Origin of the sequence: Pseudomonas sp. RA_15y_Pfl1_P11, assembly GCF_963970975.1 — a bacterium.
GTDB classification, from domain to species: Bacteria; Pseudomonadota; Gammaproteobacteria; order Pseudomonadales; family Pseudomonadaceae; genus Aquipseudomonas; species Aquipseudomonas tritici.
The window spans coordinates 221,520-247,961 of record NZ_CAXAOY010000002.1 but is presented as its reverse complement, the minus strand read 5'-3'; the positions used below and the strand labels follow the sequence as shown (position 1 = coordinate 247,961).

At 60.7% G+C, this 26,442-nt stretch carries 20 protein-coding genes; 16 read left to right on the top strand and 4 right to left on the bottom strand.

Going from position 1 to position 26,442, the window contains the following annotated elements:
* Positions 1-297 precede the first annotated feature (297 nt).
* Together aceF and aceE are read right to left on the bottom strand one after the other, a co-directional pair.
* A complete protein-coding gene (gene aceF / locus AACY44_RS03265; protein ID WP_339529784.1) occupies positions 298-1,941 on the bottom strand; it encodes a dihydrolipoyllysine-residue acetyltransferase in 1,644 nt (547 codons plus the stop codon).
* An 11-nt stretch (positions 1,942-1,952) separates the two neighbouring features.
* The gene (gene aceE, locus AACY44_RS03260; protein WP_339415598.1) at positions 1,953-4,598 is read right to left on the bottom strand and encodes a pyruvate dehydrogenase (acetyl-transferring), homodimeric type; all 2,646 of its coding nucleotides are present in this window, start codon (positions 4,596-4,598) and stop codon (positions 1,953-1,955) included.
* A gap of 383 nt (positions 4,599-4,981) precedes the next feature.
* Here aceE and glnE point away from each other — a divergent pair, with 383 nt between their 5' ends.
* From glnE to AACY44_RS03220, 8 genes are all read left to right on the top strand, one after another.
* Positions 4,982-7,921 carry a bifunctional [glutamate--ammonia ligase]-adenylyl-L-tyrosine phosphorylase/[glutamate--ammonia-ligase] adenylyltransferase gene (gene glnE / locus AACY44_RS03255; RefSeq protein WP_339529782.1) on the top strand — a complete coding sequence of 980 codons (2,940 nt, stop codon included), beginning with the start codon at positions 4,982-4,984 and terminating at the stop codon, positions 7,919-7,921.
* 220 nt (positions 7,922-8,141) lie between these two features.
* A complete protein-coding gene (waaF, locus tag AACY44_RS03250; protein ID WP_339415600.1) occupies positions 8,142-9,176 on the top strand; it encodes a lipopolysaccharide heptosyltransferase II in 1,035 nt (344 codons plus the stop codon).
* Position 9,177: 1 nt separating this feature from the next.
* A complete protein-coding gene (waaC, locus tag AACY44_RS03245; RefSeq protein WP_339415601.1) occupies positions 9,178-10,239 on the top strand; it encodes a lipopolysaccharide heptosyltransferase I in 1,062 nt (353 codons plus the stop codon).
* On the top strand, positions 10,239-11,363 hold the full coding sequence (locus tag AACY44_RS03240) for a glycosyltransferase family 4 protein (protein ID WP_339493308.1): 1,125 nt from the start codon (positions 10,239-10,241) through the stop codon (positions 11,361-11,363). Before waaC ends, AACY44_RS03240 begins: the two co-directional genes overlap by 1 nt.
* Positions 11,360-12,166 (top strand): lipopolysaccharide core heptose(I) kinase RfaP, encoded by an 807-nt coding sequence (gene rfaP, locus AACY44_RS03235; RefSeq protein WP_339415603.1) that lies wholly within the window; start codon positions 11,360-11,362, stop codon positions 12,164-12,166. The genes AACY44_RS03240 and rfaP overlap by 4 nt, the downstream gene beginning before the upstream one ends.
* Positions 12,166-12,900 (top strand): lipopolysaccharide kinase InaA family protein, encoded by a 735-nt coding sequence (locus AACY44_RS03230; RefSeq protein WP_339415604.1) that lies wholly within the window; start codon positions 12,166-12,168, stop codon positions 12,898-12,900. Before rfaP ends, AACY44_RS03230 begins: the two co-directional genes overlap by 1 nt.
* Entirely contained in the window at positions 12,897-13,649 is a 753-nt protein-coding gene (locus AACY44_RS03225; protein WP_339435800.1) for a lipopolysaccharide kinase InaA family protein, read from the top strand. Before AACY44_RS03230 ends, AACY44_RS03225 begins: the two co-directional genes overlap by 4 nt.
* Positions 13,649-15,094: a lipopolysaccharide kinase InaA family protein gene (locus tag AACY44_RS03220; RefSeq protein ID WP_339415606.1), complete on the top strand. Its 1,446-nt coding sequence runs from the start codon at positions 13,649-13,651 to the stop codon at positions 15,092-15,094. The genes AACY44_RS03225 and AACY44_RS03220 overlap by 1 nt, the downstream gene beginning before the upstream one ends.
* Before the next feature lie 7 nt (positions 15,095-15,101).
* Here AACY44_RS03220 and AACY44_RS03215 read toward each other — a convergent pair whose 3' ends face one another.
* Together AACY44_RS03215 and AACY44_RS03210 are read right to left on the bottom strand one after the other, a co-directional pair.
* On the bottom strand, positions 15,102-15,368 hold the full coding sequence (locus tag AACY44_RS03215) for a hypothetical protein (RefSeq protein ID WP_339415607.1): 267 nt from the start codon (positions 15,366-15,368) through the stop codon (positions 15,102-15,104).
* A 119-nt stretch (positions 15,369-15,487) separates the two neighbouring features.
* On the bottom strand, positions 15,488-17,590 hold the full coding sequence (locus tag AACY44_RS03210; protein WP_339529780.1) for a TonB-dependent receptor family protein: 2,103 nt from the start codon (positions 17,588-17,590) through the stop codon (positions 15,488-15,490).
* 198 nt (positions 17,591-17,788) lie between these two features.
* On the opposite strand from AACY44_RS03210, the gene AACY44_RS03205 reads away from it, so the two are divergent.
* From AACY44_RS03205 to AACY44_RS03170, 8 genes are all read left to right on the top strand, one after another.
* Complete coding sequence (locus AACY44_RS03205; protein ID WP_339435803.1) at positions 17,789-18,145, top strand: YceK/YidQ family lipoprotein; 357 nt, start codon at positions 17,789-17,791, stop codon at positions 18,143-18,145.
* A gap of 142 nt (positions 18,146-18,287) precedes the next feature.
* Entirely contained in the window at positions 18,288-20,045 is a 1,758-nt protein-coding gene (locus tag AACY44_RS03200) for a carbamoyltransferase family protein (RefSeq protein ID WP_339438054.1), read from the top strand.
* Positions 20,029-21,159, top strand: a complete 1,131-nt coding sequence (locus AACY44_RS03195; protein WP_339427262.1) for a glycosyltransferase — start codon at positions 20,029-20,031, stop codon at positions 21,157-21,159. Before AACY44_RS03200 ends, AACY44_RS03195 begins: the two co-directional genes overlap by 17 nt.
* Positions 21,159-22,055, top strand: coding sequence for an antimicrobial resistance protein Mig-14 (locus AACY44_RS03190; RefSeq protein WP_339415612.1), 897 nt, complete (start codon positions 21,159-21,161; stop codon positions 22,053-22,055). The genes AACY44_RS03195 and AACY44_RS03190 overlap by 1 nt, the downstream gene beginning before the upstream one ends.
* Positions 22,052-23,434, top strand: a complete 1,383-nt coding sequence (locus AACY44_RS03185) for a PIG-L deacetylase family protein (RefSeq protein WP_339415613.1) — start codon at positions 22,052-22,054, stop codon at positions 23,432-23,434. The genes AACY44_RS03190 and AACY44_RS03185 overlap by 4 nt, the downstream gene beginning before the upstream one ends.
* A 56-nt stretch (positions 23,435-23,490) precedes the next feature.
* Positions 23,491-24,375, top strand: coding sequence for a DUF6625 family protein (locus AACY44_RS03180; protein WP_339415614.1), 885 nt, complete (start codon positions 23,491-23,493; stop codon positions 24,373-24,375).
* Positions 24,372-25,526 carry a glycosyltransferase gene (locus AACY44_RS03175; RefSeq protein WP_339435805.1) on the top strand — a complete coding sequence of 385 codons (1,155 nt, stop codon included), beginning with the start codon at positions 24,372-24,374 and terminating at the stop codon, positions 25,524-25,526. Before AACY44_RS03180 ends, AACY44_RS03175 begins: the two co-directional genes overlap by 4 nt.
* A complete protein-coding gene (locus AACY44_RS03170; protein ID WP_339415616.1) occupies positions 25,523-26,407 on the top strand; it encodes a glycosyltransferase in 885 nt (294 codons plus the stop codon). The genes AACY44_RS03175 and AACY44_RS03170 overlap by 4 nt, the downstream gene beginning before the upstream one ends.
* Positions 26,408-26,442 lie beyond the last annotated feature (35 nt).

Here is a 26,442-nt window from a genome sequence, read left to right as displayed (position 1 = left end):
TAACGCGCACGGCGCCGGGCTTACGCCCTCTTTTCTGTTGCCTGCGGCAAGGTTGCATCATGCGGCGCGGGCTGACAAGAGAGGATGAAGGCTAAGTGCTATAAGGGTGTTATCGGCCGCGGGAGGGGTTTCTTCAATCGGAATGATGGAAGGTGTACAAACCTGTCTTCTTTATCCAGCTTCCTGCCGGGGAACAGGCAAAAAAAGCCCCGCCAAGTGGCGGGGTTGAGGTACGAGCGTGGCGCTCGGAAATCGGTGCAGCCAGGCCCCCTCGGTGAGGAGGAGGCCCGTTGAGGCTTACAGCAGGATGGTGCGGATGTCGTTCAGCAGTTGGCTCAAGCGCTGCGTGAAGCGAGCAGCAGCGGCACCGTTGATCACGCGGTGATCGTAGGACAGCGACAGCGGCAGCATCAGCTTAGGCTGGAACGCTTTGCCGTCCCACACAGGCTGGATAGTGGCCTTGGACACACCCAGGATCGCCACTTCCGGCGCGTTGACGATTGGCGTGAAGCCAGTGCCGCCAATATGACCGAGGCTGGAGATGGTGAAGCATGCGCCTTGCATGTCGTCTGCGGTGAGCTTCTTGTCGCGGGCCTTGGCAGCCAGCGCAGCGGCTTCGGCAGCGAGTTGCAGCAGGCTCTTCTGATCGACGTTCTTGATGACCGGTACCAGCAGGCCTTCCGGTGTGTCGACGGCAAAGCCGATGTGTACGTATTTCTTGCGAATGATCGCCTTGCCGCTTGGCGCCAGCGAACTGTTGAAGTCCGGCAGTTCCTTGAGCAGGTGCGCACACGCCTTGAGCAGCAGTGGCAGCACGGTCAGTTTCACGCCAGCCTTCTCGGCCACGGCTTTCTGCGCAACGCGGAAAGCTTCCAGGTCGGTGATGTCGGCCTGGTCGAACTGAGTCACGTGTGGGATGTTCAGCCAGCTCGCGTGCAGGCTCGACGCGCCGATTTGCATCAGGCGGGTCATCGGCACTTCTTCGGTTTCGCCAAAGCGGCTGAAGTCCACGGTGCGGATCGGCGGAATGCCCGAACCACCGGTAGCGCCACCGGCAGCCGGCGCTTCCTTGGCTTTTTGCATCATGGATTTGACGTAGACCTGCACGTCTTCCTTCAACACGCGGCCGTGAGGGCCGCTTGCCGATACGGCATTGAGCTCAACGCCGAATTCACGGGCCAATTGACGCACGGCTGGACCGGCGTGAACCTTGGCACCGCTTGGCGCAGGTGCGCCAGCCGCTTGGGCCGGTGCGGCCTCGGCTTTTGCAGCAGGTGCAGGTGCAGCGGCAGCCGGTGCAGCTTCAGCTTTGGCGGCTGGAGCAGCGGCCGGTGCTGGAGCGGCAGCAGGTGCAGCGCCTTGCACTTCCAGCGTGAGGATAAAGTCGCCAGTGCCGACTTCATCTTCCAACTTCACTGCAATGCTTTTCACCACGCCGGCAGCCGGCGAAGGGATTTCCATGGAGGCCTTGTCGGACTCCAGGGTGATCAGCGATTGGTCGGCTTCAACGGTGTCGCCGACCTTGACCAGCAGCTCAATGATCTTGGCCTTGCCCGACGAGCCGATGTCCGGGACATGAATGTCCTGAACGCTGGCGGCGGCAGGGGCAGCCGCGGGGGCCGCAGGGGCCTCGGCAGCAGGTTTTTCAGCCGGTGCAGGTGCAGCAGCGGCAGCAGGAGCCGCCGCAGCAGGGGCCGCATCAGCGGCACCTTCGATTTCCAGTTCCAGCAGTTCGTCGCCTTCTTTCAGGCGGTCGCCCAGCTTCACTTTCAGGCTTTTGACCACGCCGGCCTTGGGAGCAGGGATTTCCATGCTCGCCTTGTCCGATTCCAGGGTCAGGATGCTCTGGTCGGCTTCGACAGTGTCGCCGACCTTCACAAACAGCTCGATTACTTCACCTTCACCGCTGCCGATGTCAGGTACGCGAATGAGTTCGCTCACAAAAAATCTCCTCAGCAGTCCAGTGGGTTGCGTTTTTCCGGGTTGATCCCGAACTTGACGATAGCGTCAGCCACCACCTTGGGTTCGATCTCACCACGGTCAGCCAAGGCTTCCAGGGCTGCCAACACCACGAAGTGACGGTCAACTTCGAAGAAGTGACGCAGCTTCTTGCGGCTGTCACTGCGGCCGAAACCGTCGGTGCCCAGGACTTTGAATTCCTTGGACGGGACCCACTGGCGAATCTGTTCAGCAAACAGCTTCATGTAGTCGGTAGAGGCGATCACCGGACCTTTGCGGCCGGCCAGGCACTCTTCGACGTAGCTCTTCGCAGGCTTCTGGCCTGGGTGCAGACGGTTGCTGCGCTCTACGGCCAGGCCGTCGCGACGCAGCTCGTTGAAGCTGGTAACGCTCCACACGTCAGCGCCGACGTTGAACTCTTCACGCAGGATCTTCGCCGCTTCACGCACTTCACGCAGGATGGTGCCGGAGCCCATCAGCTGCACGTGGTGCGCCGCTTCCTTGGTGTCTTCTTCGAGCAGGTACATGCCCTTGATGATGCCTTCTTCAACACCGGCCGGCATGGCAGGTTGCTGGTAGGACTCGTTCATCACGGTGATGTAGTAGAAAACGTCCTGCTGCTCTTCAGTCATCTTCTTCATGCCGTCCTGGATGATCACCGCCAGCTCATAGCCGTAGGTTGGATCAAAGGTGCGGCAGTTCGGGATGGTGGCAGCCAGGATGTGGCTGTGACCGTCTTCGTGTTGCAGGCCTTCACCGTTCAACGTAGTCCGGCCGGCGGTACCGCCGATCAGGAAGCCACGGGTACGGCTGTCGCCTGCTGCCCACGCCAGGTCGCCAATACGCTGGAAGCCGAACATCGAGTAGAAGATGTAGAACGGCAGCATCGGCTGGTTGTGGCTGGAGTACGAAGTACCGGCAGCGATGAAGGAGCTCATGGCGCCCGCTTCGTTGATGCCTTCTTCGAGGATCTGGCCCTTCTTGTCTTCCTTGTAGAACATCACCTGGTCTTTATCGACTGGCTCGTAGAGCTGGCCGACGGAGGAGTAGATGCCCAACTGACGGAACATGCCTTCCATACCGAAGGTACGGGCTTCGTCCGGGATGATCGGGACGATGCGCGAACCGATTTCCTTATCCTTGACCAACTGCGCGAGGATCCGCACGAAGGCCATGGTGGTGGAGATTTCGCGGTCGCCCGAGCCGTCCAGGATAGCTTTGAGGGTATCCAGCGGTGGTGTCGGGATGTTGAAGCTCTTGGCGCGGCGCTGCGGCACGAAACCGCCCAGTGCAGTGCGACGCTCGCTCAGGTAGCGGGCTTCGGCGCTGTTTGGCTCAGGCTTGAAGAACGGCAGGTTTTCCAGCTCTTCGTCCTTGACCGGAATGTCGAAGCGGTCGCGGAACAACTTCAGGCTGTCGACATCGACTTTCTTGGTGTTGTGGGCAGTGTTCTTCGCTTCGCCGGCACCGGTGCCATAACCCTTGATGGTCTTGGCCAGGATGACGGTGGGTTGTTCTTTATGGTTGACCGCTTCGTGGTACGCCGCGTAGACCTTGTACGGGTCGTGGCCGCCACGGTTGAGTTTCCAGATCTCGTCGTCGGACAGGTCTGCAACCATCGCCTTGAGTTCTGGCGTGTTGAAGAAGTGTTCACGCACGAATGCGCCGTCTTTGGCCTTGTAGTTCTGGTACTCGCCGTCGATGACTTCGTCCATGCGACGTTGCAGGATACCGTCGACGTCCTTGGCCAGCAGTGGGTCCCAGAAACGGCCCCAGATGACTTTGGTCACGTTCCACTGAGCACCACGGAACACACCTTCGAGTTCCTGGATGATCTTGCCGTTGCCGCGAACCGGGCCGTCGAGGCGCTGCAGGTTGCAGTTAATGACGAAGATCAGGTTGTCGAGCTTCTCGCGGCCAGCCAGGGAGATGGCGCCTAGGGATTCCGGCTCGTCACACTCGCCGTCGCCCAGGAAGCACCAGACTTTCTGCTTGCCTTCAGGGATGAAGCCACGGGCTTCCAGGTACTTCATGAAGCGTGCCTGGTAGATCGCTTGGATTGGACCCAGACCCATGGAAACGGTCGGGAACTGCCAGAAATCAGGCATCAGCCAAGGGTGCGGGTACGACGACAGGCCGCCACCGTCCACTTCCTGGCGGAAGTTGTTCATCTGGTCTTCGGTGATGCGGCCTTCCATGAACGCACGGGCGTAAACGCCTGGGGAGGTGTGGCCCTGGAAGTAGATCAGGTCGCCGCCGTGTTCCTCGGTCGGGGCCTGGAAGAAGTAGTTGAAGCCGATGTCATACAGAGTTGCACTGGAAGCGAAGCTGGAGATGTGACCGCCCAGGTCAGAATCTTTCAAGTTCGTGCGCATTACCATCGCCATGGCGTTCCAACGTACCAGCGAGCGAATGCGGCGTTCCATGAACAGGTCGCCAGGCATGCGTGCTTCGTGGGTAACGGGGATGGTGTTGCGGTATGGCGTAGTGATGGCGTAAGGCAGTTGCGAGCCGCTGCGGGTCGCGAGTTCGCCCATACGGGTCATCAGGTAGTGAGCACGGTCTTCGCCTTCTTTGTCGAGAACCGATTCCAGGGCGTCCAGCCATTCCTGGGTTTCGACGGGATCGAGGTCTTGCATGGCTTGCTCCAGGGCGGAAAGGCTACCAGAATCGGTTGCCTGAAGTTTGCGACTGGCCTTGTGGGCAGACGACATAAATTCTTGGATGGCCGAAGGTTGCTTCGGCGTCCTGTAGTTTTACTACAAATCGTCGGCCATTTCAGCCTTTCGAATGTATATACGAGTAGTAAAACTACACAAGACTGAGCGTATGGCTCGGTCTGGCTGGTGAGCATAATCGTTATTGTTGATCTTTTGCGAACAAGAAAAGGTGGAAGTTTAATGTTCCCTGCCAACAACTATGGTTTTTCAGCTATTTATAACCTTTGTTCGACAGTCCTTCATGTAGCGCCAGTATCACGTCCACAGCAACAAGCCATTTACGCGCTGATCAAGGATAGACCATGAGCCTTCCAATGCTGGCCGAACTGCCGGCCATTCTCTTGCCAAAAGCCCAGCGGGCCGAGCAGTCATTTCGTGACGCTGTGGCCGCGCTGGACGACGATCATGGACTCTCTGCGTGGACGCCGCAACGGTGGGCGGATTTCGTCCGCGTGTGCGCCGCCAGTGATTTCGTCATTGAACAGAGTGTTCGTGACCCTTTGATGTTGCTCGAGCTGGTGGCCTGGGGCGAGCTGGACCGGGGTTTCGCCCCTGGCGAGCTGTGTGGGCAAATTGCTGGCGCAGTGCAACAAGCCGAAACAGAAGACGAGCTGGGCCGTGTGTTGCGTCGCCAGCGTACTCGCCAGCAAGTGCGCATCATCTGGCGCGATTTGACCCGCCAGGCGGGCCTGGTGCAAACCTGCCAAGACCTTTCCGACATGGCCGACGCGAGCATCGACCAGGCCTACCTGTGGCTGTACCAGCGCCACTGCGCGCAGTTCGGCACGCCTACCGGCCGGCGCAGCGGCGAGCCGCAGCACATGGTCATCCTCGGCATGGGCAAGCTCGGCGCGGTGGAGCTGAACCTGTCGTCGGATATCGACCTGATCTTCGCGTATCCCGAAGGCGGCGAAACCGTCGGTGTTAAACGCTCCCTGGACAACCAGGAATTTTTCATCCGTCTTGGTCAAAAACTGATCAAGGCCCTCGACCCGATGACGGTTGACGGCTTTGTGTTCCGCGTCGATATGCGCCTGCGCCCCTACGGTTCCGCGGGCGCGTTGGTGCTCAGCTTCAATGCGCTGGAGCAGTACTACCAAGACCAGGGCCGTGACTGGGAACGCTACGCCATGATCAAGGCGAGGGTGGTGGCGGGCGACCAGGTGGCGGGTGCGCAACTGCTCGACATGCTGCGACCGTTCGTTTATCGGCGCTATCTGGACTTCTCCGCCATCGAAGCGCTGCGCACCATGAAGCAGTTGATCCAGCAGGAAGTGCGGCGCAAAGGCATGGCCGAGAATATCAAGCTGGGCTCTGGCGGTATCCGCGAAGTGGAATTTATCGCCCAGGCCTTCCAGCTGATCCATGGCGGCCGCGACCTCAGCTTGCAACAGCGGCCGCTGCTCAAGGTGCTCGGCACCCTGGAGGGTCAGGGTTACCTGCCGCCGGCGGTGATCGCCGAATTGCGCAATGGCTACGAATTCCTGCGTTATACCGAACATGCGATCCAGGCGATTGCCGACCGCCAGACGCAAATGCTCCCGGACGACCCGGAAGATCAGGCGCGCATTGCCTTTATGCTGGGGTTCGCCGACTGGGCCGCGTTCCATGAGCGCCTGATGTACTGGCGCGGGCGTGTGGATTGGCATTTCCGCCAAGTGATTGCCGATCCAGACGAAGAAGAGGGTGAAGAGAGCGAACTGGTAGTGGGCGGTGAGTGGTTGCCGTTGTGGGAAGAATCCCAAGACGACGAAGCGGCCTGCCGCCAATTGGCCGAAGGCGGGTTCACTGACGCGACCAAGGCGCTCAAAGTGTTGGCCGGCCTGCGCAGCAGCGCCCAACTGCGTGCCATGCAGCGCCTGGGCCGCGAACGCCTGGATGCATTTATCCCGCGTCTGCTCGCCCAGGCTGTCGAACACGCCAACCCGGACCTGGTGCTGGAGCGTGTGTTGCCGCTGGTGGAGGCGGTCGCTCGGCGTTCTGCCTATCTGGTGCTGCTCACGGAAAACCCTGACGCGTTGCGTCGCCTGTTGACCCTGTGCGCCGCCAGCCCGTGGATCGCCGAACAGATCACACGCTTCCCGCTGCTGCTGGATGAGCTGCTTAACGAAGGCCGTTTGTTCAAGCCGCCATTGGCGCCGGAGCTTGCGGCTGAGCTGCGCGAGCGCCTGACGCGCATCCCCGAGGACGACCTTGAGCAACAGATGGAAGCCTTGCGTCACTTCAAGTTGGCTCACCGCCTGCGCGTGGCCGCGTCTGAAATCGCCGGCAGCTTGCCGCTCATGAAAGTCAGCGACTACCTGACCTGGCTCGCCGAGGCCATCCTCGAGCAAGTGCTGGCCCTGGCCTGGCGCCAGACCGTCGCGCGCCACGGCTCGCCGCAGCGGTTGGACGGTACGCTGTGCGATCCTGGGTTCATTATTGTCGGTTACGGGAAAGTCGGCGGGATCGAACTGGGGCATGGTTCGGACTTGGACCTGGTGTTTATCCACGACGGCGACCCGCAGGCCGAAACCGATGGCGCCAAGCCGATTGATGGCGCGCAGTTCTTCACGCGCCTGGGCCAGCGGATCATTCACCTGCTGACCACCCAGACCAACTCCGGCCAGCTGTATGAAGTGGACATGCGCCTGCGGCCTTCCGGCGCCTCCGGGCTGTTGGTCAGTTCACTGGGAGCGTTTGATCGCTATCAACAAAATGAAGCCTGGACCTGGGAACATCAGGCATTGATCCGTGCGCGGGTGCTGGTCGGTAGCCAGGATGTGGGGCATGGGTTCGAACGGGTCCGGGCTAAAGTGTTGGGGCGGGAGCGGGATCTGGCGAAGCTGCGCCAGGAGGTGAGCGAGATGCGCGCGAAGATGCGTGACAACCTGGGTACCAAGACCACGGCGGCCGGCACTGGCGCCAATGCCTTCGAAGCCACGGCGGCGTTCGACCTCAAGCAGGACGCCGGAGGTATCGTCGATATTGAATTTATGGTGCAATACGCGGCTTTGGCATGGTCTGCGCAACATCCATCGTTGCTGCGCTATACCGACAATATCCGCATTCTGGAAGGCCTGGAGCAGGTGGGCTTGATGCCCGCCGCCGATGCCCACCTGCTGCGTGAGGTGTATAAGGCCTACCGTTCCGCCGCGCACCGCCAGGCCTTGCAAAACGAGGCCGGTACGGTGGCCGGGGATCAGTTCGCCGACGAGCGGCGCCAGGTGATGCGAATCTGGAAAGAACTGGGGTTAAGCTGAAACTTGATGAATTGAGCGACGCCGATCTGATGTGGAAACCGGCTTTATGTGGGAGCGGGCTTGCTCGCGGAGCAGGCGCTGCGGTCTGTCTATCGGGCTGCGGTGATGCCTTCGCGAGCAAGCCCGCTCCCACACAAACCGGTGTTCACACAAACCCGGTCTTATAGTCATTATCGAGGCGGGGAGGCATAAGCCTCCCCGCATCGTTTGTGGAAACTACATGAATATTCTGATCGTTGGGCCCAGCTGGGTCGGTGACATGGTGATGGCGCAGACACTGTTTCAGTGCCTGCGCATGCGCTACCCAGACTGCCAGATCGACGTGCTCGCCCCTGAGTGGAGCCGGCCGATCCTTGAGCGCATGCCCGAGGTGCGCAAGGCCTTGAGCTTCCCGCTCGGTCACGGTGCCCTGGAGTTGGCGACCCGCCGCCGCATCGGTAAATCCCTGGCGGGCGAATACAACCAGGCGATCCTGTTGCCCAACTCCCTCAAGTCGGCGCTGGTGCCGTATTTTGCCGGCATCCCCAAACGCACCGGCTGGCGCGGCGAGTTTCGCTACGTGCTGCTCAATGATGTGCGCAGGTTGGACAAATCCCGCTACCCGCTGATGATCGAGCGTTTCATGGCCCTGGCGTATGAGCCGGGTGCCGAGTTGCCCAAGCCGTATCCGCGCCCGAGCCTGCAGATCGACCCGGTCAGCCGCGACGCCGCCCTGGTCAAGTTCGGCCTGCAACTCGACCGTCCGGTCCTGGCGCTGTGCCCAGGGGCCGAGTTTGGCGAGTCCAAGCGCTGGCCGTCGGAACACTACGCCAAGGTCGCCGAGGCCAAGATCCGCGAAGGTTGGCAGGTGTGGTTGTTTGGTTCGAAGAAGGATCATCCGGTGGGTGAAGATATTCGCCAGCGCCTGATTCCCGGCCTGCGCGAAGAGTCGGTCAACCTCAGTGGTGACACGTCCCTGGCCGAGGCCATCGACCTGCTGTCCTGCGCCGATTCGGTGGTGTCCAACGACTCCGGCCTGATGCACGTCGCCGCCGCGCTGAACCGCCCATTGGTGGCGGTGTACGGCTCCACTTCCCCTGGTTTCACCCCGCCTTTGGCCGATAAGGTCGAAGTCGTGCGCCTGGGCCTGGAGTGCAGTCCGTGCTTTGAGCGCACTTGCCGTTTCGGTCACTACAACTGCATGCGCCAATTGCTGCCGCAACCGGTGAACGAAGCCTTGCAGCGGTTGCAGGGCTCTGTGGTCGAGGTCCGATAGTTTGCGCGTACTGGTAATCAAGACCTCATCCCTGGGCGATGTGATCCACGCGTTGCCGGCACTGACCGACGCAGCGCGGGCGATCCCCGGCATTCAATTCGACTGGGTCGTGGAAGAAGGCTTCGCCGAGATTCCCACCTGGCATCCGGCGGTCGACAAGGTCATCCCGGTGGCAATTCGTCGCTGGCGCAAAAACATCTGGCAGACCCTCAAAAGTGGCGAATGGCGGCGCTTCAAGCAGCAGGTCCAGTCGACCAAGTACGACCTGGTGATCGACGCCCAAGGCCTGCTTAAAAGCGCCTGGCTGACCCGCTATGTACGTGCCCCGGTAGCCGGTTTCGACAAGCACTCGGCCCGCGAGCCGTTCGCAGCACGCTTCTACTCCCGGCGCCTGGCCGTGGCCCCCGGGCAACATGCGGTGGAGCGTTTGCGCCAACTGTTCGCCGTGGCGCTGGGTTATGACTTGCCCAAAGGCTTGGGCGACTATGGCCTGAGCGTCGACAAGCTGCTCGGCCTACCGCCGAAAAAGCCCTTCGTCCTGCTGCTGCACGGCACCACCTGGGACACCAAGCACTGGCCCGAAACCTACTGGCGCGAGCTGGCCGAACGCATGGGGCGCCTGGGTGTGGACGTGAAATTGCCCTGGGGCAACGCCGCCGAAAAAGCCCGCGCCGAACGCTTGGCCCAGGGCCTGCAAAACGCCGAAGTGCTGCCCAAGCTGAACCTGGCCGGTGTCGCCCGCGTATTGGCCGGCGCCCGCGCCTGCGTGGCGGTGGACACCGGTCTCGGTCACCTGGCTGCTGCGCTGGACGTGCCGACCATTTCCCTGTTCGGCCCGACCAACCCTGGCCTCACTGGTGCCTATGGCAAGGGCCAGATTCACCTGGCCAGCGACTTCCCCTGCGCGCCTTGCCTGCAAAAGCACTGTACCTATCAACCGACGGCCGACGACCTGCGTCGCTTCGACATCACGCGCGAGTCGCCCCTGTGCTTCACTCGCCTGAACCCTGAGCGTGTGGCAAGCCGACTGAGCACGTTGTTATTGGCTGAGGAGCTGCACTGATGCAACTGGCTTTTGTTCTGTACAAATATTTCCCCTTCGGCGGCCTGCAGCGTGACTTCATGCGCATCGCCCTGGAATGCCAGCAGCGCGGCCATCAGATTCGTGTCTACACGCTGATCTGGGAAGGCGATATCCCGCCCGGTTTCGAAGTGCTGGTGGCGCCGGTCAAGGCGTTCTTCAACCATCGGCGCAACGAGAAACTCAGCGCCTGGATGGAGGCCGACCTGGCCAAGCGCCCAGTGGACCGCCTGATTGGTTTCAACAAAATGCCTGGCCTGGACGTGTACTACGCCGCCGACGGCTGCTTTGAAGACAAGGCGCAAAACCTGCGCCATTCGCTGTACAAAAGCTTTGGCCGTTATCGCCACTTTGCCGAGTACGAGCGCGCGGTGTTTGCCAAGGATGCCAAGACCGAAGTCCTGATGATTTCCGAAGTGCAGCAGCCGCTGTTCATCAAGCATTACGACACCCCGCTGGAACGCTTCCACTTGCTGCCGCCGGGCATTGCCCAGGACCGGCGCGCGCCGCCGAACGCCGCCGAGATTCGCGAAGGTTTCCGCAAGGAATTCAACCTGGGCGCAGACGATCTGTTGCTGGTGCAGATAGGCTCCGGCTTCAAGACCAAGGGCGTCGACCGCAGCCTCAAGGCCGTGGCCGCCTTGCCATCGGAGCTGAAAAAACGCACGCGCCTGTTTGTAATCGGCCAGGACGACCCCAAGGTATTCCAGTTGCAGAGCGCCACGTTGGGGCTGGGCGATAACGTGCAGTTCCTCAAAGGCCGCAGCGATATCCCGCGCTTCCTGCTGGGCGCCGACCTGTTGATCCACCCGGCGTACAATGAAAACACTGGCACCGTATTGCTCGAAGCCCTGGTGGCCGGGCTGCCGGTGCTGGTCTCGGCGGTGTGTGGTTATGCCCACTACATCCATGAGGCCGACAGCGGCCTGGTACTGGATGAGCCGTTTGAACAAACGCAGCTGAACCAGTATTTGGCCCAGATGCTCACCGACACTGCACAGCGCGCGGCCTGGAGCCGCAATGGGTTGGCCTTCGCCGAGACGGCCGACCTCTACAGCATGCCGCAGCACGCGGCAGATGTGATTCTGGCGGAGCCAAAACGATGAAATTGATTCTTGCCGAACCGTTCAAGACGTTGTGGGCCGGGCTTGATGCCTTTGCCGAAGTCGAGAAACTGCAAGGCCAGGTATTTCGTGAGCTGGCGGCGCGTCGCACCTTGCGCACCGAGGTCGATGGCCGCCCGTTTTTCGTGAAAATCCATCGCGGCATTGGTTGGGCGGAAATCTTCAAGAACCTGATCACCGCCAAGTTGCCGGTGCTCGGCGCCGGCCTGGAGTGGGACGCCATCCACCGTTTGCAGGCACTGGGTGTGCCGACCATGACCGGCGTGGCGTTCGGCGAAAAGGGCAGCAACCCGGCGGACCAGCATTCGTTCATCATCACCGAAGAGCTGGCGCCGACGATCAGCCTGGAAGACCTGACGATCAATTGGGTTGCCGAGCCGCCTGCGCCTGCGTTGCGCCACGCCCTGACGGCTGAGCTGGCGCGCATGGTCGGTGATATGCACCGAGGTGGCGTCAATCACCGCGACTGCTACCTGTGCCACTTTCTGCTGGACACCTCGAAGCCCATTGATGCCAGCACGATCAAGCTGTCGGTGATCGACCTGCACCGTGCCCAATTGCGGGCCCATCTGCCGCTGCGCTGGCGCGACAAGGACCTGTCGGCGCTGTACTACTCGGCGCTGGAAATCGGCCTGACCCGCCGCGACAAGCTGCGCTTTCTCAAGGGCTACTTCCGCCAACCGCTGCGCCAGATCCTGGCCGAGCAATCGGCGTCGTTGAGCCTGATGCAGCGCAAGGCCGACAAGCTCTATGCGCGCAAGCAACGTTACGGGGATGCGATCTGATGGCGGGTTGGAACCTGGAGCCTGCCTACGCCCACCTAGCGGATGATTTTGGAAGCCTCGAAGCCGTCTTTGCCCTGCAAGGCGAGCGGCTGACCCGCGACCCGCTGTCGGAGGTGGTCCGGGTGGAGCGCGGCGGGGTCAATTACTACGTCAAGCGCTACGTCGGCGCCGGCAAGGGCTTGCGGCGTTACCTGGGCAAGCCCCGGGTCAAGTCCGAATGGCAGAACCTCAAGCGCTTCGCCAAGTGGGGCATTCCCACTGCCGACGTGGTTGCCTGGGGCCTGGAACGCAAAGGCCTGGCCTACGACCGTGGTGCGATGATCACCCGCGAGTTGCCGAGGACGGAAGACCTGTCGGTGCTGGCCGAGCGTAATGATGCACGCCTGCGCGATCCGAAGTGGGTCGACGCGGTGAGCCGCCAGCTCGCTGAATACACGCGCACCATGCACGATCATCGGTTTACCCATAACGATTTGAAGTGGCGCAACCTGCTGATCGACGACCAGACCACCCTGTACCTGATCGATTGCCCCAACGGCGATTTCTGGCGCGGCTTCTGGCTCAAGTACCGTATTACCAAAGACCTGGCCTGCCTGGACAAGGTGGCCAAGTATCACCTGTCCGCCACCCAGCGCCTGCGCTTCTACATGCAGTACCGTCAGCGCCGGCACCTGAGTGCTTCGGACAAGCAGCGTATTCGCCACGTGGTGAAGTTTTTCGAGGGACGTGAATGAGTGATTTCCTGGCGGCTGAAGACCGTGCGCTGCTGGAGCGCAACGGCCTGGCGACGTTCGATGCCCTGTGGGCCAAACAACTGGATGCGGTGGACGAGCCGAATACCAGTCGCGGCGGCTGGAGCAGCGTGTTTCGCCTGGAGCTCGACGGCCACGGTTACTACCTCAAGCGCCAGAGCAATTACCTGACGCGCAGCCTGCACCGCCCCTTCGGCGAACCGAGCTTCTCCCGCGAATTCCGCAATATCAGCCGTTACCGCAAGCTCGGTATTCCTGCCTTGCAAGCGGCGTTCTACGGGGAGCGAAAAGTCGCTGGCGAACACCGCGCGATGCTGCTGACCCGCGCCCTGGACGGCTTGAATGACCTGGATTCGTTGCTGGAGCAGTGGCCTTCACTGAGCGATGCCCAGCACCGCGCGATCCTGCTGGCCTGTGGCCAACTCGCACGCCGACTGCACAGCGTCGGCCAAGTGCATGGCTGTTTCTACCCCAAGCATATTTTCCTGCAGGCCACCGGTGACGGTTATGCCGCGCAGTTGATCGACCTGGAGAAAACCCGCCCGCTGCTGTTCGGCTGGCGTGATCGGGTCAAGGATCTGGAGCCGTTGTTGCGTCGCGCACCACAATGGTCCGATGCGCAGGTCCGCCAACTGTTGGCGGCCTATCTGGAACAGCCTGAGGGCAGCGAGTTGGTCGCCACTTGGTTCCAGCGCCTTGGCGCTCGTCGTAGCCATAAGGAAAACCGTTGATGCGTTTGTCCGAGCTGAAAACCGCCGGCCGTACTCCCACCCTGCCGCTGACGATTGAACTGGTCGATGCGGCGGGCCCAGGCCAGTTGCAACTGCTGAGCCTGTTGCGTGTGCTGCCGGGCGAGCGCTACGTAGGCGCAGCGGTGTGGCGCGGGCGTCCGGTGCTGGCCAAGTTGCTGGTGGGCAGCAAGGCGGCGCGGCACTTTCAGCGTGAACTCAATGGCGTGCGCCTGCTCGCCGAGCAAGGCCTGACCACACCGTTGTTGCTGGCCGATGGCTTGCAGGAAGGCGAGGGCGGTTGGCTGTTGTTCGAATTTATCGAAGGCGCCGAGAGCTTGGCGGACGCCTGGCACGCGGTCGAAGGTCTGCCGCCCTTGGCTGACGAGCAAACTGCGGTGCTTGCCGAGGCATTGGGTGCTATTGCCCTGATGCACACCAAAGGCCTGTGGCAGGAAGACCTGCACCTGGACAACTTGCTGCGTCGGGACGGCAAGCTGTATTTGATCGATGGTGCCGGGATTCGCGTGGAAGAGGCGGGCAAGCCCCTGTCGCGCAACCGCGTACTGGAAAACCTTGGGGTGTTTTTCGCCCAATTGCCGAAGCATCTCGAGCCGTTTAACGAAGAACTGCTGGTGTATTACCTGCTGGGCAACGGCGAGCACGCTTTGCCCTTGGAGGCCTTGGAGAAACAGGTGCGCAAGGTCAGCGCTTGGCGCCTGAAGGACTTTCTCAACAAGGTCGGTCGCGAATGCACGCTGTTCAGTGTGCTGCGCGGGCCGTTTGCCCTGCGTGTAACCCGTCGCGAGGAAGAAGTCGCGATGCTGGCGGTGCTGGAACAGGCCGATGCCTTGCTCGAGCAGGGCCACTTGTACAAGACCGGTGGAACCGCCACGGTGGCCAAGGCCGAAGTGGCGGGTCGCCCATTGGTGATCAAGCGTTACAACATCAAGAGTTTCGCCCACTGGTTCAAGCGCTTCTGGCGCCCAAGCCGTGCCTGGCATTCCTGGCGTGAAGGCAATCGCCTGGTGTTCCTCGGTATCGCTACGCCCAAGCCGCTGGCCGTGCTGGAAAAGCGCTTTTTCGGCCTGCGCGGTCGCGCTTACCTGATTACCGAATTCCTGCCGGGGCCGGACATCATCGAGCGCTTTGCGCCTTACATTGAGAGCGGTGACGCGCCGGAGAACGAACTGCTCGCCCTGGATCACCTGTTCGCCGAGCTGATCCGCGAGCGCATCAGCCATGGCGACTTCAAGGGGCATAACCTGTTCTGGGACAAGGATCGCTGGTCGTTGATCGACCTGGATGCCATGCGCCAACACAGCACCCAAGCCAGCTTCGCCCCGGCGTTTGCCAGGGACCGCGCGCGGTTCATGCGTAATTGGCCGCAGGACAGTGCGTTGTATCAACTGATTGATCAGCGCCTGCCCAAACAGATCGAGGCCTGAAGGCCGGTTACTGAGCCTTGACCAGCGTCGTACGAATGTCGACCTTGTTCTGAGTATTGTCCTGGCTGGCGAAGAAGTACCCGTAGTCCTCCAGGTACATGACGGTGCTGGTGGCGCGGTATTGATCGCCAGCGGCGGTGCAATTGAGCGCTTTGGCATTGCCGCTCAGCGCCGAGTTGAGTGTGCTGGCCGCCAATTCGCGTTCCACGACGCAGGTCGAATCGCGGGACAGCAGGCGCTCCTCTTCGGCGGTAGTGCGACTGCGCTCCTTCACCTTGAGCCCCAGCCTAGCGCGACGATAATCGCGATGTGTTTCATGAGCGTTCCTTGCAGGCTAGAGGGGGATCAGGGCCTTTCGACCGCCCGCATCGCGGCTTGTGCGCGGCGCGCTGATCAGAATGGGTACTCCGCGCCCGCACCCGCATACCACGAGCGACCCGGTGCCGCTTCGTAGTAGCGGTTGTTGCCATCGCCGACGATCACCGAGCCGACGTACTGGCGGTCGAGCAGGTTATCCAGGCGCAGGGTCTGGTGGAAGGTCCAGTGTTCGACCTTCTGCTCGAAGCGCGCACGCCAGTTGAACACGCTGTAGGCCGGTGCGGCGTGTCGGCTGTTGGTGTCCTCGACGTAGACCTTGCTGCGGTAAATGCCTTCGATGGCGGTGCTGACCCAGTCGCGGGGCTTCCAGTTCAGTTCGGCGAACAGCGTGGTTTGCGGCACGCCGGGCAGGTAGTTGCCCTTGTCGACGGCGGTGCTGCCGCCGCTGACGAAGTCGCTGTCGTAAGTAGCTTGCAGGCGGGTGTAGGCGAGGCTGCTGCTCCACTGTTCGCTGAGCTGGCTTTCGAGGCCCAGTTCGAAACCGCGGCGCAGGGTGCGGCCGGCGTTTTGGTAAGTCGTGCGACCGCCGCTGGATTGCTGAACCACTAACTCGTCTTCGGTGGTGATTTGGAACACGGCAGCGTTGATGCGGGTGTCCTGGCCGACACGTGCTTTCAAGCCGACTTCATACTGTTTGCTGACCGATGGCTTGAGCGCGAAGTTGAAGCTGTTCGAGTTGCTTGAATAGGCGGATTCAGCTTGCGTCGGCGTTTCAAAACCTTTGCCGGCGCTCACGTAGCCGTGCAAGTCAGGCGTAAACGCGTACATGACGCTGACCGATGGCGTGTTTTTCTGGTAGGTCTTGCTGCCGCTGTCGTTGCCGTCGCTGAGGAAGTGGTCGTCCACGTCCATCTTCATGGTGCTGTGGCGAAGGCCGGCTTGCAGTGTCCAGTCCCCCAGTAGCCAGTTGGCTTGCACGAACGGGTCGAGGCTGGTGGCGGTGTCGATTTCATCACGGCCGAGTGCGCCTTTGACGCCGTGCACACCGTTAACGGTGTTGGAATAGCCTTGGCGATCATCCTCGCTGCGGTCGTAGTCGAGGCCGGCGATTAGCGTCAGGTCGCCGGGTGCGCTGGTGATGGGTTGCAGCCAGTGGACGGAACCGCCGTATAACTTGCGGTCGAAAGCCACCACACCGCCGCGAGCATTGGCGGGGTTTTTCGCGCCACTGGCGAACTTGTCAGGAATCGACAAATACTGAATCACACTCCGCCGTCCCGTATACGCATTCACCTGCAACGTCGCATCGCCGATATAGCGCTCGTAATTCATCCCCAATTGCTGATGATCGATACTTTTGCGCGTGTTGTACGTCAGCGCATTCGCACTCACCGAGCGTGGATCGGCCTTGTACGCTGACCACGTCTGCCCTAGCGGGTCCTGCGTGCCATTCTGCTCCAGGCTGCTGTAGATCAGCGCCAGCTTGCTGTCGTCATCCGGCTGGAAGTTGAGCTTGGCAAAGGTCTGGTCACGTCGCGCGCTGCTGTGGTCGCGGTAGCCGTTGGTGTCCATGCGCGAGGCGTCGAGCACGAAGCCTGCGCCGTGGGTGGCGCCCTCGGCGGTCAGGTGGTTTTTGTTCAGGCCGTTGCTGCCCACCAGGGTTTCGGCGCCGATGCGCGGCGGGCCTTCGCCGTCGCGGGAGAACATCTGGATCACCCCGCCGGCATTGCTGCCATACAGGGTGGCTGCCGGCCCACGCAGTACTTCGATGCGCTCGGAGGTGTCGAGGTTGAAGGTGGCAGCCTGGCCCTGGCCGTCCGGCGTGCTGGCCGGAATGCCGTCGGCGATCAGCTTGATGCCGCGCACGCCGAATGCCGAGCGGGCACCAAAGCCTCGGGAGGAAATCTGCAAGTCCTGGGCATAGTTCTGGCGGTTCTGCACCACCAGGCCGGGCACGCGGGAGAGGGCTTCGGAGGCATTGATGCCGAGTTGACCGTCGCTGATATGTTCACGGTTGATGCCGTCCACCGAGTAGGGCAGGTCGAAGGTCGGGCTGGCGCTGCGTGAGCCGCTGACCACGCTCGGGTCGAGGACCAAAGGCGTGTCATCGGCCAGTGCCGTATTGCTCAGTGTGAGCAGGCCTTGCAGCAACAGGGTGAAGCGGGCGAGGGTGTTCATCAGTCAGCCGGAATCCGTGGCGCGCATAGGAGGTAAACGCGCAAAGGGGCGCGAGTTTAGTGAATCAGGCGAGTTTTATCATTTAGGAGTCGTCTTACGCAGCGAATCGGTGTTCCCGCCCTGGGTCGCCATCCGTTGTGATGTTAGCGTGGCCAGCCTTGGCAGTAACAATGGCTGAAGGGTCAAAAGGGTGGGGTCATGAGGATTACGTCGAAAGTCTTGTGGGTTGCGGTGTCTTTTTCGCTGGCCGGTTGCGGCACCATCAATACCGTCTTCCGACCCGACGCCGTGACCAGCCAGAACCTCAAGGACTCACGCAGCCATTGCGAAAACGTGCCGCGCATCTACAGCGGGGTGATCTACGGGTTTTGCACGCTCAATGGCGAGCCAGCGCCTGACAAGAGCCTTAAGGACAAGAGCCTGATAGACCATGGGGGCAGCGTGTTGCCTATCGTCGCCGTGGAGTTCGTCGCCTCCGGCGTGCTGGACACCCTGGTGCTGCCCTACACCATTTACCGCCAGAATAGGGACGGCAGCATCCAGATCTTCCGCTGATCCCTCTTGACGCTTGTCGCTAACAGCTCCCCACTGCTTTTAAGCTATAATCCCGCCCTTTAGCTGTTTCCTGCCCAGGCAGGGGGCACACTTTTTTCAGGCGTAACCCGCCTGCATGCAGACTAAAAGAGGCTAGACCCCTGTGGCATTGACGATTCTTGGCCTGTCCGGCGCCCTTAGCCATGATCCTTCCGCAGCCTTGTATATCGACGGCAAGCTGATCGCGGCCGCCGAAGAAGAGCGCTTCGTACGCGACAAACATGCAAAGAACCGCATGCCTTACGAATCGGCGAAGTTCTGCCTGGAACAGGCCGGTATCAAGCCTTCCGACGTTGACGTGGTCGCGATCCCGTTCGCCCCGATCAGCCTGTTCGGCGAGGCGCGCTGGCACTACGCCAAGCGTTACTGGTACGCCCCCGACCGCGCCCTCGACGCGATCCTGATGGGCAACCGTCGCTACAAGCGCTACCGCAACAAGATCGTCTGGTGCCTGGAGCAACTGGGCTTCGATCCTAAGAAAATCAAGATCGAACCGGTTGAACACCACCTGGCCCACGCCTCCAGCGCCTACCATTGCTCTGGTTTCCAGGAGAAAACCGCGATCCTCGGGATCGACGGTAAAGGTGAGTACGCCACCACGTTCTTCGGCTACGGCGAAAACGGCAAGATCCACAAGATCAAGGAATTCTACGATCCAGACTCCCTCGGTGGCCTGTATGGCGCGATCACCGAGTTCCTCGGTTTCGAGATGCTCGACGGTGAGTTCAAGGTCATGGGCATGGCGCCGTACGGCGATGCCAGCAAATACGATTTCTCGCGCCTGGCCTCCTTTGAGAACGGCGAGTTGGTGATCAACACCGACTACGCTAACGTCATCGGCCTGCGCCGCTACAAAGAGAAGGGCAAGGGCTTCTACTTCTCGCCAAAACTGATCGAGTGGCTGGGTCCAAAGCGCGAAGGCGATATCGCCGACGAGCCGTACATCCACTACGCCGCCAGCATGCAAGCGCTGTTCGAGAAACTGGCCCTGCAGATGATCGACCACTACCTGGGCGACATCCTCAAGGACACCGGCAAACTGGCCTTCGCCGGCGGTTGCGCGCTGAACGTCAAGCTGAACCAGAAGATCATCGCCCGTGACGACGTCAAAGAGCTGTTCGTGCAGCCGGCGTCGGGCGATGCCGGCACTGCGGTCGGTGCGGCGGCGTATGTGTCCCACGCCCGTGGTGTGCCGGTCGAGAAGATGGAACACGTCTACCTCGGCCCGTCCTACAGCAACGAAGACGTGATTGCCGCGTGCGCCAAGCACGAGAGCAAGCCGAACTGGCGCAAGATCGAGAACATGCCACAGCGCGTCGCCAAGATCATGGTCGACGGCAACCCGGTGGCCTGGTTCCAGGGCCGCATGGAGTTTGGTCCGCGCGCCCTGGGCGGTCGTTCGATCATCGGTTGCCCGAGCGCGACCGGTGTGGCGGATCGCATCAACCACCAGATCAAGTTCCGCGAGCGCTGGAGGCCTTTCTGCCCGTCGATGCTCGACACCGTGGCCCCGCAGATGATCAAGGTCGATCACCCGGCGCCGTTCATGACCTTCACCTTTGAAGTGTCCGAAGAGTGGAAGACCCGCGTGCCGGAAGTGGTCCATGAAGATGGTACCTCCCGCGCCCAGGTGCTCAAGCGCGAATACAACCCGCGCTACTACGACATGATGAAAGAGCTGGAAGTGCTCACCGGCAACGGCGTGTCCCTGAACACCTCGCTCAACCGTCGTGGCGAAGCGATGATCTGCTCGCCGACCGACGCGCTGAACATGTTCTTCGGCTCTGACCTGCAGTACCTGATCATGGAAGACATCCTGGTCGTCAAGGATGGCGTGGACCCTTATGACGCGCTCGGCTGACCGCCACGTCCTGCAGTTCTGCCACGGCTATGACGGGCCATTCCTCGATTGTGCGCGGCAGTACGCCAGTTTGTTCGCAGGGTCAGGCTACAAGGTGACCACGGTGTTTCTCACCGGGGTCGCCGACCCTGAGGTGGCGGCCGGTTGCGCCAGTGATGAAGTGTTGTTCATGGAGTACAGCTCGAAGGCCATCCGTGGCCTCAAGCTGGGCGCCATCGCCGAGCTGCGCAAGATTGCCGCGTCGCGCAACTTCAGTTTCTGCATCGCGCACCGCGCCAAGCCGATCTACATCGCGCTGCTCGCCACGCGCTTGCAGGTGATTGGCGTGCATCACGCTTTTGGCGACTACCAGCGCCGGGGGCGTCGGCTGTTTGCAACGATTTTTCGCCAGCGCCTGAGCTTGTTGGGCGTCTCCGATGCCGTGCGCGATGACATCCGTCGCTGCCTGCCGAAATGGCCGGCGGCGCGTATCCAGACCTTGTACAACCGCATTGATGTCGAAAGCCTGCAGGCCCAGCAGGTTTCGAAGGATGAGGCGCGCGACGCCCTTGGCTTGTCGCCGGATGAGTGGGTGGTCGGCAATGTCGGCCGCCTGCACCCGGACAAGGATCAGGCCACGCTGCTCAAAGGTTTTGCCCTGGCATTGCCAACGTTACCGGCTGAAAGTCGTCTGGCGATCCTCGGCACCGGACGCCTGGAGCAGGACCTGAAAGAGCAGGCGCGCGAGCTGGGGATTGCCGACAAGGTTGTGTTTCTCGGCCAGGTGCCGGAGGCGCGTCGCTATTTCCGTGCGTTTGACGTGTTTGCGTTGAGCTCCGACCACGAACCCTTTGGTATGGTGTTGCTGGAAGCCATGGCGGCCGGCGTCCCCTTGCTCGCCACCGCCTGTGGCGGCGCGCGGGAAGTGGTTGAGGGCGTTGGTATCCTGTTTCCCTTCGGCGACGGCGAGCACCTGGCCCAAGGGCTGGGGCACTTGGCTGCGATGGATCAGCACCAGCAACGCCAGTGCGCTGATTTGATGCTGGAGCGCCTGCACGCACGATTCTCGGATCAGGCGGTGCGCGCTACTTTCTGGCAACTGCCGCATGTCATTGAACTGACCGCGAGGGCTTGATGCTCAATCGATTTCAAGGCTGGCGCGAGCGCGGCTGGTCCGTCGTCGATGCGCCTGCATACAGCGAGGCCTGGCAGCGTTTTGGCGGCAGCGTCGCGACGCATCCGCAAGTGATCGAACGCCTGGCCGGGTTGGCGCAGATTCCGGTGCGTTACTTGGCCTGGGAGCAGGCGGGTGAGCTCAAAGCGTGCATTGCCACCTGGGGGCGCGACCTGGCGCTGTCCAAGGATGTACTTAAGCGCAGTGGCAAGAAAGGCCTGTTCGATCTGGGCAATGCCGAGCTGATCCTGCCGGCCGCCGCCGACGCGCAGGCACCGCTGAGGCAGCGTGCGCGCTACCTGTCTGCGCTGAACGAAGGGCGTTTCAGCGGCCTCAAGCTTCAGGCCGAGCAGTTGGCCATGGCGCGAACGCCCGAAGAACTGTCGAAGAAGTTTCGCTACAACCAGCGCCGCGAACTGCGTTTGCTGGAAGAGGCGGGCGGCGTGGTGCGGTCGGTCAGTGAGTTTTCCAGTGCGGAGCTGGCGTCCATCTACTGTGACCTGTTCCTGCGCCGCTGGGGCTTCACCGCCACAGGCGCCGAGCGCATGGCCGAGGTCATCGAGCTGATGCGCGAGTGGTTGATCGGCTCGGTGATTTTTCTGAATGACGCACCCATCGCAATCCAGTTGGTGTATCGGGTCGAGTCGCCGCAATGGATCAGTGTGGAGTACGTCAACGGTGGGGTCGATCCTGAAACTCGCGCCTTTAGCCCCGGCAGCGTGCTGAGCTTTCTCAATACCCAGAGCGCCTGGGAGCAGGCACGCGAAGTCGGCAAGCCACTGCGCTTTTCCTTTGGCCGCGCCGACCGCGAATACAAGGACCGTTGGTGCAACCCTGTGCAGGTATTCAGCGTATGACCCGCAAGCAGCAATTGCTCAAACGTCACCGGCGCAACAAGCGTACGGCGCTGATCATTGGTGTGTTGCTGCTGTTGCTGGTCGGCATCCTGGTGGTCTGGTGGTTACCGTTGCTGTTGGCGCTGCTGGCCTGGGTGGCCCATGAAGCGTGGTTTGCCGACCACCTGTTCTACGCGCCCAACGAAGATTACCAGTACCGTTTCGCGGCGGATGCCGAGCTGGCGGGCGTGCGCTTGGAAAATGGGCGCTTGCTGCTGGATCAGGCGGTTGACGCGGACGCGACGGTGGTGCTGGCGATCAAGGTCAAGAGCACTTGGCTGGGGCGTTTTTTTGACCCGAGCGTCGAGCTGGTGGACGATCGGCAAACCTTTGAGCGTGGCGTCAACGGCGTGCGTTACCTGAACCTCAGCGGTTTGGCGCTGAGCGACTTAACGTTGCGCGGTCGCCATTGCCGATTGCTCGGCACGCCCCGTCTGTGGGCCTGGACCCATCCGGACTACCGCGCACAGCGCGTGATGGTGATCGCGCCCCACGCCGACGATGCTGAATTGGCGGCCTTCGGCCTGTACAGCCAGGCTGAAAATCCCTGGATCGTCACCCTGACGGCAGGTGAAATCGAAGCCGAGCATTATGAGCAGATGGGCCTGGACGCGGTCGAAGCCTCGCGCATCAAAGGCCGCCTGCGTGCCTGGGACAGCATCGCCGTGCCGCTCTGGGCGGGTGTGCCCCAGGCCCACTGCGTGCAGCTGGGCTATTTCTGCCTGCAGTTGCAGGCGATGCAGGCCGCGCCGGACCTGCCCTTCGCTTCCCGCGAGGCAGAGCTGACGGACGTGCGGCCATTCCGTCAGTTCAACCCCTTTCCATTACCGGCGGACAGCGACGGCCTGCCCACCTGGAACAACCTGTTGGCCGACCTGCGCCAAGTACTGTTAATGGCGCGCCCGGAAGTGATCGTGTTGCCGCATCCGGTATTGGACCCGCATCCAGACCATGTCTGTGCGCAGCAAGCCGTGATGGAGGCGCTGGAAGGGCTGGAGTGGCAGCCGACCACTGTGCTGGGCTATGCCAACCACTTGCATGACAATGATCGTTGGCCAATGGGCGCCTCCGGAGATAGTGTCGCTTTGCCACCAGTCTTTGATTCGGCGTACACTCTGCAACCCTATTGCCTGTCGGTCTGCGAAGAGCTGCAGCGTGATAAGGCCATGTCGCTTGGCATGATGCATGATTTGCAACCGAGGATGCCATTAAAGCGGCGTATGCGGCGCGCCATACAGCGCCTGTTGGCGGCACGGACCGTTTCGCCCTGGGGCGAGAACGAGTTCTTCCGCAAAGCCATTCGACGGCATGAAATTTTTTGGCTTATTGACCGCAAGTAAAGTTATGCCATGTCTGGAGCGCTGAGCGCTCCTGTAGTAATGACAGTGAGTCTCCTATGATCAATCCGCCCCCCCGTATCCTTTTTCTCATTCCTTATTTTGGCCGCTGGCCATTCTGGATGCCGTTTTTTCTCGAAAGCTGCCGACGCAACGCGGATATCAACTGGCTTTTATTCAGCGACTGTCCGCTGCCTGACAACATTCCCGAAAATGTCAAAATCGAGCGTATTACTTTCGCTGATTATTGCGCATTGGTGTCACGGCGTTTACATATCAACTTTGCGCCACAGGCGCCTTACAAATTGTGTGATATCAAGCCCGCGTTGGGGCATATCCATGTCGATCGTCTCGATGGCTACGACTTCTGGGCTTTTGGTGATCTGGACCTCATCTACGGTGACCTGCGTCAGTATTTCAGCGCCGAGCGGTTGGCTCGTTATGACCTGTTTTCCACTCATGAGCGACGGGTTGCCGGCCACTTGTGTGTGATGCGTAACACCGCCAAAAAACGCCAAGTGTTCATGAAGATCAAGGATTGGAAAGCGCGCTTCACCGATCAGGCGCATCATGCGCTGGATGAGGGTGCGTTCAGTCGTATTTTTCTGTGGCGCAAAAATTTTCCGAAACCGTTGTTCGAGCTGGTGGGTAAGTTCAACACGTGGCGCCGACGCAGTGAATTCATCGAGGCGTTCAGCACGCCGGGTGGCGTAATCAAGTGGCATGACAACAGTTATTGCTTTCCTGATCAGTGGTTCTGGAATAACGGCCGCCTGACCAATGACAGGGATGGCGAGCGTGAGTTTCCGTATTTGCATTTTGTGTGTTGGAAGCGTAATCAGTGGCCTTTGTTACCGGAGCCAGACATCGAGTCTGTCGCGGCGCTTGCTGCTGAGACATCTTGGGTTATTGATTCCAAAGGTTTCCATCGAGGAGAGTTATGAGTCAGCGTTTCAAGGTCCTGCAATTGCAGCCTGACTACAATGTTAAATCCCACGATTTTGCCGACTTGGCCGAACAGATCGTTAAGGCATTGCCCTCGGACCGCTATGAAGTTACGGCCGCGTTCCTGCGTGGTCGTCCTGGGGCTGCGGACCCGGTCAGTCGTGCGGATACTTCGGTCTACTTTGAGTTTTCCGACAAATCCCTCAAGGGGTTGCGGCTGAGCGCCATGTGGCGGTTGTACCAATTCTGCCGCAAGGAAAAGTTTGATGTCGTTGTGTGCAACCGCTTCAAACCAGTCAATATCATGTTGCAACTCAATCGCTGGCTGAAAATCCCGCTGTGTATCGGTATCTCCCACGGCTTTGGTGAGTATGACCGTCTTTATCGGCGCAAGCAGGCGCAACGCTGGATCGACGAGCACTGGCGCTTTGTCGGTGTATCGCCCGCGGTCAAGCAATACCTGTTGAACTGCCAGTGCGGGTTTACCGATAGCAATACCTACGCCATTACCAATGCCATCGACATCGCACAGGCCGAAGCCTTGCAGCATTCGCGCGAACGCGCGCGTGAGTTGTTGGGGCTTGCCCCTTCCGTACGTTTGGTCGGCGCCTTGGGTCGCCTGGTGCCCGTCAAGGGGCACACCTATCTGTTGCAAGCGTTTGCGGCACTCAAGGAAAAATACCCCACGGCACAGCTTGCCATCATTGGCGCAGGGCGCGAGGAGTCCAGCCTGGCGGCTCAGATCCAGAGTCTTGGCCTTGATGGTCGCGCTCACTTGCTGGGATTCAAGGAAAATGCCCTTCAGTACGTTCGAGCCTTCGACATCTGGGTGATGCCTTCACTGGCAGAGGGCCTGGGGCTCGCACTATTGGAGGGAATGAGCGGTCGCCTGCCTGTGATCGCCTCAAGTGTACCGGCCATGCTTCCCTTGATTGAGGGGGCCGGTGGCCTTGCGGTAGAGCCAGCTAACGTACCCGGCCTGACCCAGGCGCTGGACACCTACCTGGCGCTGTCCGAAGAAGCGCTCGCGCGCAAGGGCGAACAGGCTTACCAGTACCTGCAGGCACAGCACGACATTGAGGTGTTCCGTCAGGAGTATCTGGAACTGATTGATTCAGGATTGGCTCAAGCACATAGGAACAATGTATGAACCCGAGTCAGCCTTTGGTGACAGTGATCATCGCGTCTTACAATCATGGCCCATACATTGAGGAAAGTATCCTCAGTGTCCTGAACCAGACGTACCCCAACATTGAGTTGCTGGTGATTGACGATGGCTCTACAGACGACAGTGTCGAGCGTATTCGTCGATTGCAGGAACACCATGGGTTCGACTTTCGCGTCCAGAAGAATCAAGGGCTGACCAATACGCTCAATGGTGCCATCGCCCGGAGCGAGGGCGCGCTTATTGTGCCGTTCGGTTCCGATGACATTATGTTGCCGGAGCGCATTGCGACCCAGGTGGCTTATATGGATGGCAAGCCTGAGGTGGGTATCTGTGCCGGTAACATTGAGCTGATCGATGCCCAGGGTGAGTTGTTTCCGGAAAAGAGCCAGCGGCGGGACGTGCCGTTCCGGCGCCTGGACTTCGACGACATGTTCATGGAACGTAAGCCTTACCCACCTGCGCCCACGTTGATGATCCGTCGCGAGGCACTGGAAAAGGTCGGTGGGTTCGACCCTGAGATTCGCCTGGAAGACTTGTTGATCGAGTTGAAAATCACCCACGCCGGCTACTTCATCGATGGTCTTAGCGTGGTCATGGCCCGCTACCGCAAGCACGCCACCAACTCGTACAAGAATCACCGGTTTATGATCGACAATATTTTGCGTTCATACGCATTGTTTAGCGACCATCCGAAATATGACGAGGTGCGTTACAAGTTTCTCAGCTCCATGTTCCTTAAAACCTCTAACCGCAATCGCATGTTAGCGCGGGAACTGCTGGCACAGATCCCGTTTCGGGTGTGGAATAAGAAAACCTGGCGTGGCTTGGCGCGGCTGTATTTTTCCCCGTTGGAAAAAGACTGATACCGCTGCCGTGCGCCCCCCCCCCCCCGGGGGGG